We start from the raw sequence: 20,757 nt of genomic DNA on the forward strand, positions 1-20,757 counted from the left end.
TGCGTTGCACGCTGCCAGAACCGTGAGGAAAAATTCACGGTCACTTTCAGAAACGTCTTATTGTCCGCCGACTCTGCCGAAGCCTTGAATAGCGCCTCACCCAAATAGCCAACGCATTCAAAGAAGGTTCGCATGAGTAAGGTGCTGATCGTCGATGATCATCCCGCTATCCGCCTGGCCGTGCGCTTGCTGTTCGAGCGCGACGGTTTCACCATCGTCGGCGAGGCCGACAACGGTGCCGAAGCCCTGCAGGTAGCCCGCAAGAAGTCTCCCGACCTGGCCATCCTGGACATCGGCATCCCCAAGATCGACGGTCTCGAAGTGATAGCCCGCCTGAAGTCCCTGAAGCTGGACACCAAGGTCCTGGTCCTGACCCGGCAGAATCCGGCGCAGTTCGCCCCGCGCTGCCTGCAGGCCGGCGCCATGGGCTTCGTCAGCAAAAGGGAAAACCTCTCCGAGCTGCTGCTCGCCGCCAAGGCCGTGCTGGCCGGCTACATCCACTTCCCCACCGGGGCGTTGCGCAGCATCAACCAGCAGAGCCGCGACAACGAGGCCCGCATGCTGGAAAGCCTTTCCGACCGCGAGATGACCGTGCTGCAGTACCTGGCCAACGGCAATACCAACAAGGCCATCGCCCAGCAGCTGTTCCTCAGCGAGAAAACCGTGAGCACCTACAAGTCACGCATCATGCTGAAACTCAACGCCCATTCCCTGGCCGGCCTGATCGATTTCGCCCGCCGCCACGAGCTGATCTGAGGATCCCATGCGAACGTTCGACCTGACCGCCGCCCTGGGCGACCGCGCCAACCAACCGGAGATCAGCCGCCTGCTCGTCGCGCAGCTGATGACCAGCAACAACGAAGACACCCGCAAGCTGCGACGCGCCCAGGAGCGCGAGCAGACCCAGGAACTCAACGAGCTGGCGCACCGCCTGGCGGGCATGGCCTCGCTGATCCACGCCCACGCCGTGGAACGCGCCTGCCACCAACTGGAGATCGCCTGCGGCGAAAGCTCCGTGCGCAAGCTCGCCGATGCCGTCGACGACCTGGTGACGGCACTGGGCGAGCTGCAATGCGAACTGCACGACTGGATGACGATGACCGCGCCTCAAGGCACGGCGAAGTCATAGCGTTGCGGGCCTTCGTCCAGGATCGACAGGTCCAGCGGGCGAATGGCTCCCATCCAGATGGCTCGGTCGCGATGGTCGAGCAGATCGTTGCCGGTGACCGGGTGGATGAACACCACCAGGTCCTGCCGATGGATGGCCAGCCAGGGCACCAGCTCGCCGAACACCTCGGGAGCGAACGCCAGCTGGCAGCTCCAGTCCGGATGCGGCCCTACCGGCCGCTCATGGACCCGCCCCATCTTCAGCGGAAAGCGCCGCGCCGCCTCTTCGCAAAGGACGCGGGCTCGCTCGATGCTCTGCGCATCGAAATAGACGTGAGCATGGAAGCCCTCGATGCGGGGGGTGGAATACTCGTTCATCGTCACCTCTTCAAGCGCCGCCGGCCTGCAACTCGGCCTGCAGCCAGTCGACGAAACCGTCGACCAGCCGCTGGCGCCGCTTGCGCTCCGGCAATACCGCATAGTACCCGTATCGCGACAGGCAGCTCTCGCCAATGGGCCGGCAAAGCAGCCCCTGTTCGAGCAGGCCGTCGACCAGGTGGCGCCAGCCGATGGCCACGCCCTGGCCGGCGATGGCCGCCTGGATCAGCAAGGTGTAGTTGTCGAAGCTGAGCACCGCCGGAATCGGCTGCCGATCGATGGCCAACGCTTCGAACAACGCCGGCCAGTCGAACCAGCGGGCGTGCTGCGCCGGCTTCAGATGCAGCATCGGCAGGCGCGCCAGGTGCGCCTTGGCCAGCGGCAACTGCAATCCCTCGACCAGCCGCGGGCTACAGACCGGGAACACCTCCTCGCGAAACAGCCGGTGCGCTTCGCCGTGCTTGGAACGACCGTCGCCGAACAGGATCGCCACGTCGATATCGCCGCGCTGGCCGGCCAGGCCGCGCTCGCTGGTCACCAGGCTCACGTCCAGGTGCGGATGGGCCTGGTGGAAGCGCGGAAGGCGCGGCATCAGCCAGTAGGCAGCGAAGGCGTAGTCGGTGGCCACCTGGAGCACCTCGTGGCGCTGGCGCGCGCCCAGCGCGGCGATGCCGGCATCGATCGTCTCGAGGCCGGCGGCCACGTGGCGGAGCAGGAGCTGGCCGGCGTCGGTGAGCACGATGCCTCGATGAACGCGCTGGAACAGAGGGGTCGCCAGCTCTTTCTCCAGGCGTTTGATCTGCTGGCTGACCGCAGGCTGGGTGGTCCCCAGCTCCTCGGCGGCAGCGGTGAAGCTGAGCTGGCGGGCGGCGGACTCGAATACCCGGAGCAGGTCGAGGGACAGCGGCATGAGGCGTTCTCCCATAAGCCAGGCTTATCCAACGCATCCAGCCCCATGCGGTTTACCAGGGATTTCGATGCACTGATGATCGACGCAGCACTATCGCATAACCCAATCGCATGGGATAAGCCGCCCGATGAAGACCTCGCCGAACATCCTGTTCATCATGGCCGACCAGATGGCCGCGCCGCTGCTGCCGCTTCACGATCCGCGCTCGGTGCTGCGCATGCCTCACCTCTCGCGCCTCGCCGAACGGGCCGTGGTGTTCGACTCGGCGTACTGCAACAGCCCGCTCTGCGCGCCGTCGCGCTTCACCCTGGTCAGCGGTCGCTTGCCTACCCGCATCGGCGCCTGGGACAACGCCGCCGACTTCGCCGCCGATACCCCCACCTACGCCCACTACCTGCGCAACCTCGGCTATCGCACGGCGCTGTCGGGCAAGATGCACTTCTGCGGTCCCGACCAGTTGCACGGCTACGAGGAACGCCTGACCAGCGACATCTATCCGGCGGACTATGGCTGGGCGGTGAACTGGGACGAGCCGGAGGTGCGCCCGAGCTGGTACCACAACATGTCCTCGGTTTTGCAGGCCGGTCCCTGCGTGCGCACCAACCAGCTGGACTTCGACGAGGAGGTGGTGTTCAAGGCCCGCCAGTACCTCTACGACCATGTTCGCCAGCACGCCGGCCAGCCATTCTGCCTGACCGTGTCGATGACCCATCCGCACGACCCCTACAGCATCCCGGCGAGCTACTGGAATCTCTACCGCGACGAGGACATCCCGCTGCCGCGCCAGCGCTTCGCCCAGGAGGAGCAGGACCCTCATTCGCAACGCCTGCTGAAGGTCATCGACCTGTGGGACAAGCCGTTGCCCGAGGAGCGCATCCGCGCCGCCCGGCGTGCCTACTTCGGCGCCTGCAGCTACGTCGACGCGCAGATCGGTGCGCTGCTGGCGACCCTGGAGGAATGCGGGCTGGCCGACGACACCATCGTGGTGTTCTCCGGCGACCATGGCGACATGCTCGGCGAGCGCGGCCTCTGGTACAAGATGCACTGGTTCGAGATGGCCGCGCGCGTGCCGCTGCTGGTCCATGCGCCGGCGCGCTTCGCGCCGCGCCGCATCGGCGCTTCGGTATCCACCGTGGACCTGCTGCCGACCCTGGTGGAGCTGGCCGGCGGCCAGGTCGATCCACGCCTGCCGCTGGAAGGCCGCTCGCTGCTGCCGCACCTGCGCGACGGCAGCGGGCATGACGAGGTGATCGGCGAATACACCGCCGAGGGCACCCTCAGCCCGCTGATGATGATCCGCCGCGGCGACTACAAGTTCATCTACTCCGAGCAGGACCCCTGCCTGCTCTACGACCTGCGCAACGACCCGCAGGAGCGCGAGAACCTCGCCGCCAGTCCGGCCCATCGCGGAACGTTCGAGGCGTTCCTCGACGAGGCCCGGCGACGCTGGGACATCCCCGCGATCACCCGCGCCGTACTCGACAGCCAGCGCCGCCGACGCCTGGTGGCCGCCGCGCTGGCGCGAGGGCGGCTGGCCAGTTGGGACCACCAGCCGTGGGTCGACGCCAGCCAGCAGTACATGCGCAACCATATCGACCTGGACGATCTCGAGCGCCGCGCGCGCTTCCCGCAACCCTGAGCACGAGGGCACTTCCATGAACCGGCTTCCCACCTGCCTGCTGGCCGCCACCCTGTTCCTGGGCAGCGCCTCGCTATACGCCGAAGACCCCGCCTGTGCCCGCGTCAGGCTGGCCGATCCAGGCTGGAGCGATATCGCGGTGACCAACGCCACCGCCGCGTTTCTCCTGGAAAGCCTCGGCTACCAGGTGAAGATCGATACCCTGTCGGTGCCGATCATCTATGGCGGCCTGCGCGACGGCCAGGTGGACGCCTTCCTCGGCGGCTGGATGCCCGCGCACCAGGACTATCACGACAAGTTCGTCGCCAGCGGCCAGGTCGAACGCCTCGCTCGCAACCTCGATGGCACCCGCTTCACCCTGGCGGTGCCGCGCTACGTCTGGGACGCCGGCGTACACCGCTTCGAAGACCTCGCCGCGCAAGGGCAACGCTTCAACCGCAAGCTGTACGGGATCGGCTCCGGCGCGCCGGCCAATCAGTCGATCCAGAAGATGATCGACGCCAACCAGTTCGGCCTCGGCGACTGGAAGCTGGTGGAGTCCAGCGAGCAGGCGATGCTCGCCGAACTCGGCCGGGCCGAGAAGCGCCAGCGCTGGCTGGTGTTCCTCGGCTGGACGCCGCACCCGATGAACATCCGCCATGACCTGCGCTACCTGGAAGGCGGCGAGCAGTACTTCGGCGACCGCGGCCAGGTCTATACCCTGGCACGCAAGGGCTACGCCGCGCAGTGCCCGAACCCGGCGCGGCTGCTGGCCAACCTGCGCTTCGACCTGGACATGGAGAACCGCCTGATGAGCGACGCGCTGGAAGGCACGGCGACTCCGGCCTCGGCGACCCGCGCCTGGCTCAAGGCCAACCCGCGGGTGCTCGAGGCCTGGCTGCAAGGGGTGACCAGCCGCGACGGCGGCGACGCCCTGGCCGCGGTTCGCGGCCAGCCATAGCGCCATGTGGACGCGCCTGCTGCCGTTCCTCGCCTGGCTACCGGGGCTACGCCGGAGCACGCTCGGGCGCGAGGCCTGGGTCGGCCTGAATGGCGCGATCCTGGCACTGCCGCAATCGATGGCCTATGCGCTGATCGCCGGCCTGCCAGCGGAGTACGGCCTGTACGCGGCGATGCTGCCAGTGGCGATCGCCTGCCTGTGGGGCTCGTCGCGCTACCTGGTGAGCGGTCCCACCGCGGCGATCTCGGTGCTGCTGTTCAGTTCGGTGGCCCCCCTGGCGCCGCTGGGCAGCCCGCAATACGTCCAGGCCGTGCTGCTGCTGACCTTTCTCGCCGGCGCCTTCCAGTGGCTGCTCGGCGTCCTGCGCGTCGGGTCGCTGGTCAATTTCGTCTCGCATTCGGTGATGCTCGGCTTCACCCTTGGCGCGGCGCTGCTGATCGTCCTCGGCCAACTGCCCTATCTTCTCGGCCTGGCCGCGAGCGGGGAGGGCGCAGCGCCGGGAAACGGCTGGCGGCTGCTGGCGCGGTTCGCCGAGTTCGATGGCCCATCGCTGCTGGTGGGCGGCTTCAGCTTCGCGCTCAGCCTGCTGGTCAGGCGCCTGCGACCGCGCTGGCCGGCCCTGCTGCTTGGCTTGCTGGGCGGTGCCACGCTGGTCTGGGCGCTACCCGGGACCTTCGCCTCGGTAGCCCATGTGCAGTCCTTATCGAGTGCACTGCCGGGTTGGAATCCGCTGGTCTTCGATTCCCGATCGATCCTCGACCTGCTACCTGCGGCGGTGGCCTGCGGCATGCTCGGGCTGGTCACCAGCCTGTCGATCGCCCGCGCCCTGGCCGCGCGCCAGGGAGACGCGTTCGATGCCAACCAGGAGGTCCGCGCCCAGGGTCTGTCGAACCTGCTCGGGCCTTGGCTGTCGGCGAGCCTGTCGGCGGGTTCCTTCACCCGCTCCGGGCTCAATCTGGAAGCCGGTGCGCGCTCCCCGCTGGCGGGTGCGTTTTCGGCGCTCTGGGTGGCCCTGCTGGCCGTGCTCGGTGCGCGCCTGATCGAACATGTACCGTTGCCGGCGATGGCCGCAGGCATCCTGCTGATCGCCTGGGGCCTGATCGACCGCCCGGCGCTCCGTGCGCTCTACCGCAGCGGCCGCGCCGAATGCCTGGTGGCCGGCCTAACCGCCCTGGCCACGCTGCTGTTGCCGCTGCAGAACGCCATCTACGCGGGAGTGCTGGCGTCGCTGTTCTTCTACCTGCGGCGCACCTCGACACCACGCGTACTGCGCCAGCGCAACGACGAGGAAGAAGTGCTACGCATCGAAGGCTCGATCTTCTTCGGCGCCTGCGACTACCTGCAACGCCTCATGCGCCAATGTGACAGGCCACGGCTGGTGCTGGACGCCCGCCAGGTGAACTTCATCGACTTCGCCGGCGCAGTGCTGTTGCAGCAGGAAGCCCGCCGCCTGCACGCCGAGGGACGCCGCCTGGTATTGCGCCACGCTCGCCCGCAGGTCCGCGAAGCGCTGGGCCGGCAGGCCGACGAAGGCTGCCGCCTGCACTACGAAGGCTGACGCTCAGGGCGCCGCCGGCGATGTCGGTGCGCTGTCGCCGGGCAGCAGTTGCGGCGATTCCCGCTGCAGCTTGTCGCGCATCATCTCCAACTGTCCAAGGGCGGCGCGAGCCTCGTCGATTTCCTCGGCGCTGCGCTCGCCACCCTGTTCGGCCGCCTCGATCCGCGCGCGGATTTCCGGGATCTGCTGTACGCCGCTGGTGTAGGCCTGTACCAGTTCGCGGGTCTGTCGTTCCTCGAAGGCCTGGTACTGCTTCGGATCGGCCAGCTCCTGCGCCGTCGCGCCCTGGCGTGGTTGCAGGCCGCCGAGCGGCGGGCTGCGCGGGTCGCCCTCGTCGCGCAGCATCTGCATGAACTGGATCGCCTGCTCGCGATCCAGTTCCGCCGCCGGCGGCTCCGCCTCGTACGCCGGTGCCACCGCTTGCGATCGTACCGGCGCCAGCGGCGGCGGACGGTCGTCGACCGCGGGCAGCGCCGCAACCGTCCTGGCTGGCGGCGGAGAAGACGAGGAAGCGGCCATATCGGCGGGCGCCAGCAACACGCCGGCGCAGGCCAGGGCGATCGCCAGCCCGCTGCAGCCGAGGGCAACGCCGAGCCAGCGCTTCACAGGCCTTCCACCCTGGCGCCGGCCAGCAGGTTGCGCAGGCGCGTCTCGAACTGCGCTGCCAGTTGCTCGCGCGCCACCGCCTGGTTCACCTCGAAGCGCACGCTGCGGTCGTCGAAGGGCAACTGGCGATCCTCGCGGCTACGCACCCGGACGATCTCGAACGCGCCGTCGATGCGCATCGGCTGGGAAACCGTATCGGCCTTCTGGATCAGCGCAGTCTTGCGCAGCAGGTCGAGCCGGCCGTCCTGGGGCCGTATCAGGCCTAGGTCGCCGGGCGGGTCGCGGTCCCTGTCGTCGGCCAGGGAATAGCGGCGTACCGCCTCGTCGAAGGCCAGGCCGTTGCGCAACTCGGCGTAGACCTTGTCCGCGCTCGCCTGGTCGGCCAGGCGGATATGCGCCGCCTGCACCTGCGCGACGTTGCGGTAACGCTCCAGGTTGCGCCGATAGTAGGCCTCGGCGTCCTTGTCGCTGACCTTGCCGGCGAGTTCCCGCAGCGCATCGGACTCATGGTGGAAATCACTGTAGAGGCCGATCTGGTGCAGATAGCGATGGCGCACCAGCTTGTCCCGCACCAGGGTCCTCACGCCCTGCCGCTCTGCCGGGCCGAAGCCGTCCCGGGCCAGGCGGTACCAGAGGTAGTCGCGGCGGATGCGGGTCTGGACCTGGCGCGCCAGGTAGGCGAGGTTGCCCTGTTGCAATTCGACCTGGCCCTGGACGTTGTCGCCTTCGTACAGCGATAGCAGGTCGAGGACCTGTGCCGGCTGGCCGGGAAACTGCCAGCCGATCAGCTCGACCCCGGCCGCCTCGCGGCGCTGCGTCTCGTCCAGCAGCAGGCTGTTTTCCACCAGGCCGCGGCTCCTCGGCGCCAGCACCTCGCGCAAACGCTCCGCGCTCAGGGCCCGGGGCTGGCGCAGGTATGGCCCGAGGTCCTCGCGGTAGCGCCTGCCGTATACCTGTTCGAGCAGGTTGCCGGCCTCGATCTCCACGCTGGCGTCGAGATCGGCGCGGCTCTGCGCGGTGAGCTGGTCTTCCACCGCGCGTGCCAGCAGGCGGTTTTCCACCAGGCCACGGCGCAACTGCTGCGGGTCGGTGTTGAACTTGACCCGCGACAAGGCCTGCTCGAGCAGGTCGACGCTTTTCCCCGGCAGCACCTCGCCGTCGATCCGCAGATCCTGCGGCGCCTTGGCGGGGACGCCATGGGCGCTCCACGCCAGCAGCCCGAAGGCGACCCCGCACAGTGCGCGACGCCAGCCCCGAGCGCGGTCAGAGAGCAGTCTGTGCATCGAAGCTGTTGGCGCCCTTGGTCAGTACGGTGACGGTCAGGGCGATGGACTCGGGAATCAGCTCCTTCGCCACCCGCAGGCGCGTCTCGTAGCTGGTGTCGTAGAGCGGCTCGGGACGCGCGTAGGCGACCTGGCCGGTCTGGGTGAGCAGGTCGCGGATGCTCTTGCTCGGATCGTAGCGCCCCACCAGGTTGGCCACCGCCGCCGGGTCGTTGAGCTTCTCGCTGGCGTAGTGGTCGTCGACCCAGCCTTCCCAGCTGGAATGGCCGTTGGCCGAGGTGATCCACACATGGTGCGGCTGGGCCACGTCGCCGGTGGCGTGCAGGGCATAGCCGATGGTTTGCAGCGAAGGCGCGGCGCGGAACTGCTCGAACCAGTAGGTGGCGAGGTTGTCGATCGGCTGGAAGGCGGCGGTCTGGAAGTCGCCGTAGTGCTCCTGCCAGTCCGAGCGGGTGCCCTGGCGGTAGTGCGCCTCGGTGGTGTCGAAGTCCTCGCGCTTCAGCTCGCGGTTGTAGAGATAGACCATGGCGTACCAGTCGACGTCGGCGATGCCGCCGTCGACCTTGTGGTAGCGGTAGTCGTAGCCGCCGTGGGGGTTGCCATGGGAGTCGCCGTCGCGGGCCAGGTTGAGGAAGTGCCAGTACGAGGTGTAGTTGACGATGCCCGAAGCCGCGCCCCACAGCGGCGCGTGTTCGTAGCCGACCCACCAGCCACCGAGACGGGTGTCCTTGAAGTCGTCCACGTCGAAGGCCGCCTGGCCGAGGATCTCCCCGGCCTGCGCCTCGCTGCCGGCGGCGCTCACGTAGAACCGGTAGGCCTGACGCATCTCCTCGGTGGCGTAGGAGGAGTTCATGAAGGCCAGGGCATCCTTGACGATGTTCTTGTGGGTCGGTTGCGACCAGGCGTTGGCCTGGCTGGCGATGGCGCAGATGCAGAGACCGGCGGCCAGGCGGGCGAAGGTTTTCATCGGCAGCGCTCGAGAGTGAGTGAAGCCTGAAGTCTTAACCCGGTTTTGTGATTCCTACATGTCAGATGGAAACCGATTTGAGACGTACGTCTCAAATGCTGCCTGACAACTCAGACAGTTGCCAATTGCCGGCGCAGCGTCTCCAACACCGGCGCCGAGGCAGGACGCACGCCACGCCAGAGGAAGAATGCCTCGGCGGCCTGCTCCACCAGCATGCCCAGGCCATCCAGGGTACGCGCCGCACCGCGTTCGGCGGCCCAGCGGTTGAAGGCGGTCGGTTCCTTGGCATACATCATGTCGTAGCAGACGGTACGGCCGGGCTCGATCACGCTCTGCGCCAGCGGCGGCACGTCGCCGGCAAGACTGGCCGAGGTGCCGTTGACGACCAGGTCGAAAGGCCCTTCGACCTCGGCGAAACCGCAGCCGCGCACCGCGCCGAGATCGGCGAACCGCTCGGCCAGATCCACGGCCTTCCGCGCCGTGCGGTTGGCGATCAGCAGCTCCGCCGGGCACTCGCCGAGGAAGGGTTCGAGCACCCCGCGCACCGCACCGCCGGCGCCGAGCAGGAGAACCCGCTTGCCGCGCAGCTCGACCCCGGCGTTCGCCGTCAGGTCCCGCAGCAAGCCCGCGCCGTCGGTGTTGTCGCCGCGCAGGCGACCGTCGGCCAGGCGGATCAGGGTGTTCACCGCCCCGGCCCGGGTGGCCCGCTCGCTCAATTCGTCCACCAGACGATAGGCCTCTTCCTTGAACGGCACGGTGACATTGGCGCCCTTGCCCTGCTCGAAGAAGCGCCGGGCGAACCCGGGGAAATCGTCCAGCGGCGCCAGCTGCGCGTCATAGACCAGCGCCTCGCCGGTCTGCTCGGCGAACAGGCGGTGGATCAGCGGCGACTTGCTATGGCCGATGGGGTTGCCGAATACGCAATAGCGGTCCATGGGTCGTTCCTTTGCCGGGGTGGGACGGGACGAGCGGACTCGTCCCCTGCGGGCGGGTCAGGGCTGGCCGGCGAGCCAATCGCGGTCGGCGAGGAAATACTCGGTCAGGCGCGCTTCCTCGCTGCCCGGCTCGGGTTTCCAGTCATAGCCCCAGCGCACCTGCGGCGGCAACGACATCAGGATCGATTCGGTACGGCCGCCGGACTGCAGGCCGAACAGGGTGCCACGATCGAAGACCAGGTTGAACTCCACGTAGCGACCGCGACGATAGGCCTGGAACTCTCGCTGCCGTTCATCGAACGGCGTGTGCTTGCGGCGCTGGACGATCGGCAGGTAGGCGTCGATATAGGCATCGCCGATGGCGCGGATGAAGGCGAAGCAGGTGTCGAAGTCCCACTGGTTGAGGTCGTCGAAGAACAGGCCGCCGATGCCGCGCGGCTCGTTGCGGTGCTTGAGATGGAAGTAGCGGTCGCACCATTCCTTGTAGCGCGGGTAGACGTCCGCGCCGAACGGCGCGCAGGCGTCGCGAGCGACCCGGTGCCAATGCACGCAGTCTTCCTCGTGGGCGTAGTAAGGGGTCAGGTCGAAGCCGCCGCCGAACCACCAGACCGGCTCCTCGCCTTCCTTCTCGGCGCAGAAGAAACGCACGTTGGCATGGGAAGTCGGCACGTGGGGGTTTTCCGGATGGATCACCAGCGACACACCGAGCGCCTGGAAACCGCGCCCGGCCAGTTCCGGCCGATGGGCGCTGGCCGAGGGCGGCAGGCTATCGCCGAAGACGTGGGAAAAATTCACTCCGCCCTTCTCGATCAATGCGCCGTCGCCGATTACCCGCGTCCGTCCGCCGCCACCGGCCGGACGCTCCCAGGCGTCCTCGGCGAAGCGGGCCTTGCCGTCCTCCGCCTCGAGGGCGGCGCAAATGCGGTCTTGCAGGTCGAGCAGGTAGGTTTTGACAGCGGCGATACGGTCGGTCACGGAGTTCACCTTGGAGCGGGGAGGCCGCGCGGGGCGCGGGCTGGCGACGAAACGAGGGCGCAAGCATACCACCCTGGATGGGTAGCCGGCGCTTGACGGCCGTCAAGGGGAAGGCTTGGATGAAGGCCTTTACCCAGGGTCGCCCACCCGGCGCGACCGTCCGAAACCCTGACGAAGCAGGAGTTCCAGCATGGCCAAGCGCATCCAGTTCGCTGCCTACGGCGGCCCCGAAGTCCTCGAATACCGCGACTACCAACCCGCCGAGCCGGGCCCCCGGGAAGTCCGCGTGCGTAATCGCGCCATCGGCCTGAACTTCATCGACACCTACTACCGTAGCGGCCTCTATCCGGCCCCCGGCTTCCCTTCGGGGCTGGGTAGCGAAGGTGCCGGCGAGGTCGAGGCGGTGGGCAGCGAAGTGACCCGTTTCAAGGTCGGCGACCGCGTCGCCTACGCCACCGGCCCGCTGGGCGCCTACAGCGAACTGCATGTGCTGGCGGAGGAGAAGCTGGTCCACCTGCCCGACGGCATCGACTTCGAACAGGCCGCCGCGGTGATGCTCAAGGGGCTCACCACCCAATACCTGCTGCGCCAGACCTACGAACTGCGGGGCGGCGAAACCATTCTCTTCCATGCCGCCGCGGGCGGCGTGGGCCTGTTCGCCTGCCAATGGGCCAAGGCCCTTGGAGTGCAGCTGATCGGCACCGTCAGCTCGCCGGAAAAGGCGCGCCTGGCCAGGCAGCACGGTGCCTGGGAGACCATCGACTACAGCCACGAGAACGTGGCGCGGCGGGTGCTCGAACTGACCGACGGGAAGAAGTGCCCGGTGGTCTACGACTCGGTGGGCAAGGATACCTGGGAAACCTCGCTGGACTGCGTGGCGCCGCGCGGCTTGCTGGTCAGCTTCGGCAACGCCTCGGGGCCGGTGACCGGGGTCAACCTCGGCATCCTCTCGCAGAAGGGTTCGCTGTACGTGACCCGGCCGACCCTGGGCAGCTACGCCGATACCCCGGAAAAACTCCAGGCGATGGCCGACGAGCTGTTCGGCCTGATCGAGCGCGGCGACATCCGCATCGAGATCAACCAGCGCTTCGCCCTGGCCGAAGCAGCCAGGGCGCATACCGAACTGGCCGCACGGCGAACCACGGGCTCGACCGTACTGTTGCCCTGAAGCGCGTACTCAGGCCGGGCGGATGACCTGTCCGGTCACCAGGTCGCGGATCAGGCTGGGGTTGCGGCGCCCGCCAAGGGCGCCGCCGAGGATAGCGTCCAGCTCGTCGTGGAAGTATTGCTCCACCCGCAGCCGCGTGCGCGCCGCCGGGCGCCCGGCCGGATTGGCCGAGGTGGAGATCAGCGGACCGGTGAGATGGCACAGTTCCTGTACCAGGGGATGGTCGGTGACCCGCACGGCGACGCTGTCGTGGACGCCGGTGACCCACTCCGGCAGGCGCTCCTGGTGCGGCACCAGCCAGGTGTTCGGCCCCGGCCAGGTACCGGCCAGGCGGTCCAGCCAGACGTCCGGCAGGTCTTCGAGAAGGAAGTCGAGCTGGTGAATGTTCGCCGCCACCACGATCAGCCCCTTTTCCACCGGCCGCGCCTTCAGCGCCAGCAGGCGATACACCGCATCCTCGTTCCATGGGTCGCAGCCGAGCCCCCATACCGCCTCGGTGGGATAGGCGATCACGCCGCCCTCGCGGACGACCCGGGCGGCGCATTGCGCACGAAAGCTGCTGATCATCGACTCACTCCAGCGGACAGGGTGCGCGAAGTGTACGGTTTCAGCCGGAGCGATGCACCCAGGTGCCGGCCTCGCAGGCGACCCGGCCGTCGAGTTCCAGTTCGCTGAGCGTCGCCAGCACGTCGGGCAGCGTCATGCCGCTGGCGGCAGCCAGGCCTTCGCTGGTGTAGGGCGCGGTGCGCAGCAGCGCCAGCAAAGGGTGGGGCAGGGGCTGCGCCGGCGCTTCCGCTGGCTCCGCCTGCGCCCAGCCGCGCAGTGCTTCGAGCACGTGCCCGACGCTTTCCACCAGCAGCGCGCCATCGCGAATCAGCTGGTGGCAACCACGTGCGCCGGGATGGTGGATGGAGCCCGGGATGGCGTATACCTCGCGACCCTGTTCCGCCGCCAGCCGCGCGGTGATCAGCGAGCCGCTGGCGGGACTTGCCTCGACCACCAGCACACCCAGCGAGAGTCCGCTGATGATGCGGTTGCGCCGGGGAAAGTTTGCCGGCAGCGGCGGGCTGTCCAGCGGCAGCTCCGAAACCAGCGCGCCGCCACCCTCGACGATGCGCCGCGCCAGCGCCTCGTGGCGGCGCGGATAGAGCCTGCGCAGGCCGGTGCCGAGGACTGCCACGGTCGCGCCGCCAACCTCCAGCGCGCCCTCGTGGGCGGCGCCATCGATTCCCAGGGCCAGCCCGCTGGTGATGGCGAAGCCGCCCTGCGCCAGGCTGCGCGCAAAGCTCCGGGCGGTGCCCAGCCCGGCGGGGCTGGCGCGGCGGCTGCCGACCATCGCCAGTTGCGGCCGTTCCAGAGTCTCCGGAGCGCCTTCGACGTACAGCAGCGGCGGGGCATCGGCGACTTCGGCGAGCAGTGCCGGGTATCCCGGGTCGTCCCACATCAGCAGGTGCCTGCGCGGACCTTCCAGCCAGCGCAGGGCTTCACCCGCCGCTTCCCGCACCGCCGGGCTGCGCCGCGCGGCGGCGGCCTCGGCAGGCACTCCCAGGGTGCGCCAGGCGCCGGCTGGCGCGGCAAGCGCGGAAGAGGCCGAACCGAAGGCCTCGATCAAGCGCAGGAAGCGCATGGGTCCCAGTTCGGGCAGGCCATGCAGGCGCAGCCGAGCTTCCAGTTCGGCTGGAGAATGGTTCTTCATCGCGACTCATCCATAGCAGGCAGGTCCATCGCTGACAGGAAGAGGGGAAGGGTCCGGCTTCGATCCTGGAAACCGTCGTATGAAATTTCCTTCCCCCAGAAACGCGAAACCCCCGCCGAGGCGGGGGTTTCGAGTCAGGGATTCTGCACCCTGTCGGTTACCGAGAGCGGCCTGCTGGCCATCAGAACCAGGGCGTAGCTCAGCTTCTTGTAGGTACGGAACACCATCAGCAGGCCGGCGCGTTCGTCGGGAATCTTCACCGACTCACCGGTAACGCGGTCGCGCACCGTCTCGCCGACCTTGTAGATCGCCAGCACGTTGCCCTCGGCCAGCCCGTCGCGCTGGCCACGGTTCAGGGTGACCACGTCGAACTGGCCGATCTGGGTCACGCCGCGCGGTACGTCGATGATTTCGCCCTTCACCTCGCGGCTCGGCTCGCCGGGCATGAAGGTGGAATTCACCGCACGCTCCTCGGTGGGGAACAGGCGGTCGCCCAGGCGCACTTCCTGGGTGGTGCGGGTCAGCGCCAGGGTCGCGACGTCGCCTTCGGTGGCTACCACCTCGCCGCCGCCGATGTCGTCGGCGTTGATGCCGAGGACTTCCTTGGTCTTCGGATCGATGTAGACCTTGCCCTGGCGGAAGATGCCATAGGCCGGCTGGCCGTCGGCGAACTTGCCGCGGGCGTAGATGCGGTCGCCGGTGCCGCTGACGATCCGCTCGGCGTTGCCGGCGACGATGTACGGCGCGCTGGTGAAGGTCTTCTCGTCATCGACGATGCGGTTGGCCAGCAGGAAGCTGTTGATCTTGTCCAGCGGGATGGTCGGGATGGCCTCGGCGATCGGCGTGCTGCGGATCTTCGGCGACAGCTTGATGGTCCCGCGCGATTCGCCACGGTTCAGCACCAGGCGTGGCTGGCCATCGACGTAGACCAGGCTGAGGGTGTCGCCGGGGTAGATCAGGTGGGGATTCTGGATCTGCGGGTTGGCGTGCCAGAGTTCCGGCCACTTCCATGGCTGGCGGAGGAATTTCCCCGAGATGTCCCACAGGGTATCGCCCCTGACCACCGTGTAGCGGTCCGGATGCCCTTCCCTGAGGTCGACCTGGGCCTGCGCCAGACCGCTCGCGGCAAGGAGCAGAAGGGCGACTAGTGATTTCCTCATGCAGTGAATCCCTTTATCATGTCGACATACGCGAAACGCCCGAAGCCCGCGAGAAACGCGGTCTGAAGCCGTTTTCAAGCTGCGCGCCATCTTAGCAGCGGATTTTCAATCGATTCCACAAGTGCATCACAAACGCATATGGCCATCCTGAACATTCTCGAATTCCCCGATCCGCGCCTGCGGACCATCGCCAAACCGGTGGAGGTGGTCGACGACGCGGTGCGCCAGCTGATCGACGACATGTTCGAAACCATGTACGAAGCCCCGGGCATCGGCCTCGCCGCGACCCAGGTGAACGTGCACAAGCGCATCGTGGTCATGGACCTCAGCGAAGACAAGTCCGAGCCGAGGGTATTCATCAACCCCGAGTTCGAACCGCTGACCGAGGAAATGGACCAGTACCAGGAAGGCTGCCTGTCGGTACCCGGCTTCTACGAGAACGTGGACCGACCGCAGAAGGTCCGGATCAAGGCCCTCGACCGCGACGGCAACCCCTTCGAGGAGGTCGCCGAAGGCCTGCTGGCGGTATGCATCCAGCACGAATGCGACCACCTCAACGGCAAGCTGTTCGTCGACTACCTGTCCACCCTCAAGCGCGACCGCATCCGCAAGAAGCTGGAAAAGCAGCATCGACAGCAGGCGTGACCCCATCCCCCAAAGGCTTGCCCCGGCAAGCCTTTTTCTTTTAGCGAGCCCCGCATGAGCCAAGCATTGCGCATCGTCTTCGCCGGAACCCCGGAATTCGCCGCCGAGCATCTCAAGGCCCTGCTCGACACCCCACATCGGATCGTCGCCGTCTACACCCAGCCCGACCGGCCGGCCGGCCGCGGGCAGAAACTGATGCCCAGCGCGGTGAAGAGCCTGGCCCTGGAGCATGGCCTACCGGTCATGCAGCCGCAGAGCCTGCGCAATGCCGAGGCCCAGGCGGAGCTGGCGGCGCTGCGCGCGGACCTGATGGTGGTGGTCGCCTATGGCCTGATCCTGCCCCAGGCGGTACTCGATATCCCGCGCCTGGGCTGCATCAACAGCCACGCCTCGCTGCTGCCGCGCTGGCGCGGCGCCGCGCCGATCCAGCGCGCGGTGGAAGCCGGCGACGCGGAGAGCGGCGTCACCGTGATGCAGATGGAAGCCGGGCTCGACACTGGCCCGATGCTGCTCAAGGTGAGCACGCCGATTTCCGCCGCGGACACCGGCGGCAGCCTGCACGACCGGCTCGCCGCGCTCGGCCCGAAAGCGGTGGTCGAAGCCATCGCCGGCCTGGCCGCCGGCACCCTGCATGGCGAGGTCCAGGACGACGCCCTGGCCACCTACGCGCACAAGCTGAACAAGGACGAGGCACGCCTCGACTGGAGCCGTCCGGCCGTCGAACTGGAGCGCCAGGTCCGCGCCTTCACCCCCTGGCCGGTCTGCCACACCAGCCTCGCCGATGCTCCGCTGAAAGTCCTCGGCGCCAGCCTGGGGCAGGGTAGCGGGGCGCCCGGAACCATCCTCGAGGCCAGCCGCGACGGCCTGCTGGTCGCCTGCGGCGAAGGCGCCCTGCGCCTGACCCGCCTGCAATTGCCGGGCGGCAAGCCACTGGCCTTCGCCGACCTCTACAACAGCCGTCGCGAGCAATTCGCCGCCGGCCAGGTGCTCGGCCAATGAACCCGCGTCTCGCCGCCTGCCAGGCGCTGGCCGCGGTGCTCGCCGGACGCGCCTCGCTGTCTGGCGCGCTGCCGCCGCAACTGGACAAGGTCGCCCCGCGCGATCGCGGCCTGACCCAGGAGCTGGCCTTCGGCGCGGCGCGCTGGCAACCGCGCCTGCAGGCCCTGGCCGCGCGCCTGTTGCAGAAGCCGTTCAAGGCCGCCGACACCGATATCCACGCCCTGCTGCTGATCGGCCTCTACCAGTTGCTCTACACGCGGATTCCGCCGCACGCCGCGATCGGCGAGACCGTCGGCTGCGCCGACAAGCTGAAGAAGGGCTGGGCCAAGGGCGTGCTCAACGCCGTGCTGCGCCGCGCGCAGCGCGAAGGCGAGACGCTGCTGGCCGAGGTCGACCGCGATCCCTCGGCGCGCCTGGGCCATCCGCGCTGGCTGCTGAAAGCGCTCAAGCAGGCCTGGCCGGAGCAACTCGACACGCTCTGCGCGGCGAACAACGCACACCCGCCGATGACCTTGCGGGTCAATCGGCGCCACGGCGAGCGCGATGCCTACCTGGCCGAACTCGCCGAAGCCGGGATCGAGGCCCGCGCCTGCGACTACAGCCGCGACGGCATCCAGCTCGCCGCGCCGCGCGACGTACGCGAACTACCGGGCTTCGCGGAGGGCCGCGTCAGCGTCCAGGACGAAGCCGCGCAACTGGCCGCCGAGCTGCTCGAAAGCGCGCCCGGCCAGCGTGTCCTCGACGCCTGCTGTGCGCCTGGCGGCAAGACCTGCCACCTGCTGGAAACCCAGCCGGGACTGGCCGAAGTGGTCGCCGTCGACCTCGAGGAGAGCCGCCTGGTAAGGGTTCGGGAAAACCTCCAGCGGCTCGGCCTGCAAGCCAGCCTGGTCGCCGCCGACGCCAGGGCCACCGGGGAGTGGTGGGACGGCAAGCCGTTCCAGCGCATCCTCCTCGACGCGCCGTGCTCGGCCACCGGGGTGATCCGCCGCCACCCGGACATCAAGCTGGCGCGCAAGCCGGAAGACATCGCCGCCCTGGCGCACCTGCAAGGTGAATTGCTCGACGCACTGTGGCCTACCCTGGAAGTCGGCGGCGTGCTGCTCTATGCCACCTGTTCGGTGATGCCGGCAGAAAACAGCGACAGCATCGCCGCCTTCCTTGCCCGTACGCCCGGCGCCCGCGAACTGGACCTTCCCGGCCCCTGGGGCATGAAACAGCCCCACGGCCGCCAGTTGTTGCCGCAGGTGGAAGGCCACGATGGCTTCTACTATGCCAAGCTGATCAAGATATCCGCCCGTTGATCGAAACCTGACGAGCCGTTCCTGCCATGAAAATCATCATCCTAGGTGCCGGCCAGGTCGGCGGCACACTGGCCGAGCACCTGGCCAGCGAAGCCAACGACATCACCGTGGTCGACACCGACGGCGACCGCCTGCGCGACCTCGGCGACCGCCTCGACATCCGCACCGTGCAAGGCAAGGCCTCGTTCCCCACGGTGCTGCGCCAGGCCGGCGCCGACGACGCCGACATGCTGGTGGCGGTGACCAATAGCGACGAGACCAACATGGTCGCCTGCCAGGTCGCCTACACCCTGTTCAATACCCCGACCAAGATCGCCCGCGTCCGCGAGCCGGCCTACCTGACCCGTACCGGCCTGTTCGACAACGAGGCGATCCCGGTGGACGTGCTGATCAGTCCGGAGCAGGTGGTCACCAACTACATCAAGCGCCTGATCGAACATCCCGGCACGTTGCAGGTGATCGACTTCGCCGAAGGCAAGGCGCAACTGGTCGGGATCAAGGCCTACTACGGCGGCCCTCTGGTAGGGCAGGAGCTGCGCCAGTTGCGCGAGCACATGCCGAACGTGGATACCCGCGTCGCCGCGATCTACCGCCGCAACCGGCCGATCATTCCCCAGGGCGACACGGTGATCGAGGCCGACGACGAAGTCTTCTTCATCGCCGCCAAGGCCCATATCCGCGCGGTAATGGGCGAGATGCGCAGGCTCGACGACAGCTACAAGCGGATCATCATCGCCGGCGGCGGCAATGTCGGCGAGCGCCTGGCCGAGGCCATCGAGAGCCGCTACCAGGTGAAGATCATCGAGCGCAGCCCGCTGCGCTGCCGGCACCTCTCGGATACCCTGGACAGCACCATCGTGCTCAACGGCAGCGCTTCCGACCGCGACCTGCTGCTGGAGGAGAACATCGGCGAGACCGACGTGTTCCTCGCCCTGACCAACGACGACGAGGCCAACATCATGTCCTCGCTGCTGGCCAAGCGGCTCGGCGCGAGCAAGGTGATGACCCTGATCAACAACCCGGCCTATGTCGACCTGGTGCAAGGCGGCGAGATCGACATCGCCATCAGCCCGCAACTGGCGACCATTGGCACCCTGCTGGCCCACGTTCGCCGCGGCGACATCGAGAGCGTACACTCGCTGCGCCGCGGCGCAGCCGAAGCGATCGAGGTGGTGGCCCATGGCGACGCCAAATCGAGCAAGGTGATCGGTCGCTCGATCAACGAGATCAAGCTGCCGCCGGGCACCACCATCGGCGCGCTGGTGCGCGACGAGGAAGTGCTGATCGCCCACGGCGACACCCACATCGAGAGCGGCGACCACGTGCTGCTGTTCCTGGTCGACAAGAAATACATCCGCGACGTCGAGCGACTGTTCCAGGCCGGCCTGACGTTCTTCTGAGGCACGCCCTATCGCGAACGGCGATAGGGCTTCGGCCTACGAACACGAAGGGGCCGCGTGCCTCCTTCGCAACGGCCGAAACCCCCTGTTCCGTGCAAAACCTGGCCGGAGCCGGGCACAATGGCCGGCATCGTTGGAAGAGGGCAGGGTGATGATCGAAGGTCTGGAAAAGATGCTGGCCAAAGGCGTGGACAATGCGCTGCTGCGCTTCGGCCTGGGCAAGGGCTACCTGGACGCGGGCGACGCCGAACGCGCGACGGAACACCTCCAGCGTTGCGTAGAGCAGGACCCGAAGTATTCCGCTGGCTGGAAACTGCTGGGCAAGGCGCGCCAGGCTGCCGGCGATCTCGCGGGCGCCCGGCAGGCCTGGGAGCAAGGCCTGGCAGCCGCCGCGACGCATGGCGACAAGCAGGCCGAAAAGGAAATGACGGTGTTCCTGCGCAAGCTCGATAGGGCGAGAACCTGAGCGTCCGGCCGAGGCTCGCGCTTCCCCGGCCAGGACGGAGTACAGCGCGTTCTCTCCACCCGTAGGCCGGAGTTCCGGCAGACGGGTCGGGCGTCCTCATCCAGCGCTGGCGGAACGGTTCGAGCACGCCCCGACGACACTTTTACAAAGACCTGTTCCACACATTCGTAGGCAACTTCTGTCAACGATGTAGCCTGCATCCCGAACGCCCAACACCCCATTGAGCGACCGCTGCCGGCCCTCTAGCTTCGACTCATCGCTTCGGTCCAAGCCCGAACGCGACACCCGACTTCAACTACTTTTCCGGAGCCAACATGTCGAAGCACGAGCGTTCAGTCCCGTCCTATGTCGAATACCCATACGAGCAAGCGATCCTCTACGTTCACCGGAACGCCTCTGCCAATGAGTTGCTCGAATCCGTACAGGAGCGCCTGAGGGCTCTCCTCGGTCTCCTCCATGCCTTGGAAAGGATCGAAGTGCGGACAGGGCAGGGCGTTCCCATTCAGCGCGTGGCGCACATCCTGGTCACGCTCGGCGGCGATGCCCTGACGCTGCTCACGGCCGCGCACCGGGCTACCACCTCCTAACGAAGAAGGGCGCAACGGTCACGGCCGTTGCGCCCTT

Annotated in this window: 22 protein-coding genes; 12 read left to right on the forward strand and 10 right to left on the reverse strand. The window is 67.8% G+C overall.

Annotated elements, in window-relative coordinates; genetic code table 11:
* Positions 1-132 precede the first annotated feature (132 nt).
* Together FOC67_RS25795 and FOC67_RS25800 are read left to right on the forward strand one after the other, a co-directional pair.
* Positions 133-756 carry a response regulator transcription factor gene (locus tag FOC67_RS25795; protein WP_003111192.1) on the forward strand — a complete coding sequence of 208 codons (624 nt, stop codon included), beginning with the start codon at positions 133-135 and terminating at the stop codon, positions 754-756.
* A gap of 7 nt (positions 757-763) precedes the next feature.
* The gene (locus tag FOC67_RS25800) at positions 764-1,129 is read left to right on the forward strand and encodes an Hpt domain-containing protein (RefSeq protein WP_003097330.1); all 366 of its coding nucleotides are present in this window, start codon (positions 764-766) and stop codon (positions 1,127-1,129) included.
* Here FOC67_RS25800 and FOC67_RS25805 read toward each other — a convergent pair.
* Entirely contained in the window at positions 1,108-1,485 is a 378-nt protein-coding gene (locus FOC67_RS25805; protein WP_009316080.1) for a DOPA 4,5-dioxygenase family protein, read from the reverse strand. The genes FOC67_RS25800 and FOC67_RS25805 overlap by 22 nt on opposite strands.
* Before the next feature lie 10 nt (positions 1,486-1,495).
* Entirely contained in the window at positions 1,496-2,410 is a 915-nt protein-coding gene (locus FOC67_RS25810; protein WP_003122286.1) for a LysR family transcriptional regulator, read from the reverse strand.
* Between the two features lie 112 nt (positions 2,411-2,522).
* Here FOC67_RS25810 and betC point away from each other — a divergent pair, with 112 nt between their 5' ends.
* Genes betC through FOC67_RS25825 form a run of 3 tightly spaced genes read left to right on the forward strand, consistent with a single transcriptional unit; the run spans position 2,523 to position 6,532 of the window.
* Complete coding sequence (gene betC / locus FOC67_RS25815) at positions 2,523-4,034, forward strand: choline-sulfatase (RefSeq protein ID WP_003097323.1); 1,512 nt, start codon at positions 2,523-2,525, stop codon at positions 4,032-4,034.
* Between the two features lie 16 nt (positions 4,035-4,050).
* A complete protein-coding gene (locus tag FOC67_RS25820; protein ID WP_003097322.1) occupies positions 4,051-4,974 on the forward strand; it encodes a choline ABC transporter substrate-binding protein in 924 nt (307 codons plus the stop codon).
* A 4-nt stretch (positions 4,975-4,978) separates the two neighbouring features.
* Entirely contained in the window at positions 4,979-6,532 is a 1,554-nt protein-coding gene (locus tag FOC67_RS25825) for a SulP family inorganic anion transporter (protein WP_009316079.1), read from the forward strand.
* Positions 6,533-6,535: 3 nt separating this feature from the next.
* Here FOC67_RS25825 and FOC67_RS25830 read toward each other — a convergent pair whose 3' ends face one another.
* The 5 genes from FOC67_RS25830 to hemF form a co-directional block, all read right to left on the reverse strand.
* Positions 6,536-7,138, reverse strand: coding sequence for a hypothetical protein (locus FOC67_RS25830; RefSeq protein WP_003131389.1), 603 nt, complete (start codon positions 7,136-7,138; stop codon positions 6,536-6,538).
* Positions 7,135-8,421: a peptidylprolyl isomerase gene (locus FOC67_RS25835; protein WP_009316078.1), complete on the reverse strand. Its 1,287-nt coding sequence runs from the start codon at positions 8,419-8,421 to the stop codon at positions 7,135-7,137. Before FOC67_RS25835 ends, FOC67_RS25830 begins: the two co-directional genes overlap by 4 nt.
* Positions 8,402-9,388 (reverse strand): phospholipase, encoded by a 987-nt coding sequence (locus tag FOC67_RS25840; RefSeq protein WP_003097316.1) that lies wholly within the window; start codon positions 9,386-9,388, stop codon positions 8,402-8,404. The genes FOC67_RS25835 and FOC67_RS25840 overlap by 20 nt, the downstream gene beginning before the upstream one ends.
* Positions 9,389-9,498: 110 nt before the next feature.
* The gene (gene aroE / locus FOC67_RS25845; RefSeq protein ID WP_003097314.1) at positions 9,499-10,323 is read right to left on the reverse strand and encodes a shikimate dehydrogenase; all 825 of its coding nucleotides are present in this window, start codon (positions 10,321-10,323) and stop codon (positions 9,499-9,501) included.
* Positions 10,324-10,380: 57 nt separating this feature from the next.
* Entirely contained in the window at positions 10,381-11,298 is a 918-nt protein-coding gene (hemF, locus tag FOC67_RS25850) for an oxygen-dependent coproporphyrinogen oxidase (protein WP_003097311.1), read from the reverse strand.
* A 190-nt stretch (positions 11,299-11,488) separates the two neighbouring features.
* Between hemF and FOC67_RS25855 the strand changes: the two genes are divergently transcribed.
* A complete protein-coding gene (locus tag FOC67_RS25855; RefSeq protein ID WP_003097303.1) occupies positions 11,489-12,466 on the forward strand; it encodes an NADPH:quinone reductase in 978 nt (325 codons plus the stop codon).
* A gap of 9 nt (positions 12,467-12,475) precedes the next feature.
* On the opposite strand, the gene FOC67_RS25860 is transcribed toward FOC67_RS25855, so the two are convergent.
* From FOC67_RS25860 to FOC67_RS25870, 3 genes are all read right to left on the reverse strand, one after another.
* Complete coding sequence (locus FOC67_RS25860) at positions 12,476-13,033, reverse strand: L-threonylcarbamoyladenylate synthase (RefSeq protein ID WP_003097300.1); 558 nt, start codon at positions 13,031-13,033, stop codon at positions 12,476-12,478.
* Positions 13,034-13,073: 40 nt separating this feature from the next.
* Complete coding sequence (gene dprA, locus FOC67_RS25865) at positions 13,074-14,162, reverse strand: DNA-processing protein DprA (RefSeq protein ID WP_009316077.1); 1,089 nt, start codon at positions 14,160-14,162, stop codon at positions 13,074-13,076.
* 134 nt (positions 14,163-14,296) lie between these two features.
* The gene (locus FOC67_RS25870) at positions 14,297-15,322 is read right to left on the reverse strand and encodes a LysM peptidoglycan-binding domain-containing protein (protein WP_003097294.1); all 1,026 of its coding nucleotides are present in this window, start codon (positions 15,320-15,322) and stop codon (positions 14,297-14,299) included.
* A gap of 138 nt (positions 15,323-15,460) precedes the next feature.
* Here FOC67_RS25870 and def point away from each other — a divergent pair, with 138 nt between their 5' ends.
* From def to FOC67_RS25900, 6 genes are all read left to right on the forward strand, one after another.
* Positions 15,461-15,967, forward strand: coding sequence for a peptide deformylase (def, locus tag FOC67_RS25875; protein ID WP_003097293.1), 507 nt, complete (start codon positions 15,461-15,463; stop codon positions 15,965-15,967).
* 54 nt (positions 15,968-16,021) lie between these two features.
* Entirely contained in the window at positions 16,022-16,966 is a 945-nt protein-coding gene (gene fmt / locus FOC67_RS25880) for a methionyl-tRNA formyltransferase (RefSeq protein WP_009316076.1), read from the forward strand.
* On the forward strand, positions 16,963-18,267 hold the full coding sequence (rsmB, locus tag FOC67_RS25885) for a 16S rRNA (cytosine(967)-C(5))-methyltransferase RsmB (protein WP_009316075.1): 1,305 nt from the start codon (positions 16,963-16,965) through the stop codon (positions 18,265-18,267). Before fmt ends, rsmB begins: the two co-directional genes overlap by 4 nt.
* Positions 18,268-18,293: 26 nt before the next feature.
* Positions 18,294-19,667, forward strand: a complete 1,374-nt coding sequence (gene trkA / locus FOC67_RS25890; protein WP_009316074.1) for a Trk system potassium transporter TrkA — start codon at positions 18,294-18,296, stop codon at positions 19,665-19,667.
* 148 nt (positions 19,668-19,815) lie between these two features.
* Positions 19,816-20,133: a tetratricopeptide repeat protein gene (locus FOC67_RS25895; RefSeq protein WP_003097288.1), complete on the forward strand. Its 318-nt coding sequence runs from the start codon at positions 19,816-19,818 to the stop codon at positions 20,131-20,133.
* Between the two features lie 314 nt (positions 20,134-20,447).
* Positions 20,448-20,720, forward strand: a complete 273-nt coding sequence (locus FOC67_RS25900) for a hypothetical protein (protein WP_009316072.1) — start codon at positions 20,448-20,450, stop codon at positions 20,718-20,720.
* Positions 20,721-20,757: the final 37 nt, after the last annotated feature.

The organism is Pseudomonas sp. FDAARGOS_761 (assembly GCF_013343155.1).
Lineage (GTDB): Bacteria > Pseudomonadota > Gammaproteobacteria > Pseudomonadales > Pseudomonadaceae > Pseudomonas > Pseudomonas aeruginosa.